We start from the raw sequence: 694 nt of genomic DNA, 5'->3' as shown, positions 1-694 counted from the left end.
AGTTCATGATAAGGTTCTCCTGTTTTTAAGATGTTGTAAGTAATCGTTAATAGTAAATGGGCAGATGCGATTCGTCCCTTCATTTTCCCCTGTCGTTTAGTAATCCTTTTTCGATGTGAAGCAATTCGATTATTTTGCCTTGATGTTGCTAATACACATTCTACGGCCATTGTTTTTAAAGCTTTATTTCCTTGTGTGGTTTTACTCGTTTTTTTTTACCAGCACTTTCGTAATTACCAGGACTCACACCAGCCCAAGAGGCAAGATGTTTAGCTGACTTAAATACGGACATATCAACACCCATCTCCGCAATAAAAGTGGCTGCGGCAGCTTTGTTCACACCAGGTATACCATCCAATAATTCTACTTCCTTACGATAGGGGGACAGGAGTTGATCGATTTGTTTTTCCAATTCTTCTATGGTTTGTTCTAAATAACCCATATGATCCCAATGGTAACGCAACATATCACGATGATGACGGCGAATACGACCATTAATTGCACTGGCAATGTCAGTTATACTTGCTTTTGTTCGCCAATCCACCATTTTTCGAAGACCATCGGTCTCTATTTTTTCACCATTTAGAATCGCTTCAAGGATACGACGTCCCGATAAACCAAAAATGTCTGATAGAACGGATGTTAGCTTGATATTAGCATCTTGAAGGATTTTGTGAATGCGATTCTGCTCTGA

The 694-nt window shown here is 39.3% G+C and carries 1 protein-coding gene; it reads right to left on the bottom strand.

Annotated elements, in window-relative coordinates; translation table 11 throughout:
- Positions 1–175 precede the first annotated feature (175 nt).
- Positions 176–694: transposase (locus AC2YHV_RS27595; RefSeq protein WP_487374603.1), on the bottom strand; the 519-nt coding region annotated here is incomplete at its 5' end.

It is taken from the genome of Peribacillus sp. SRI_006 (assembly GCF_057586375.1).
This window is presented reverse-complemented; position numbering and strand designations above follow the sequence as displayed.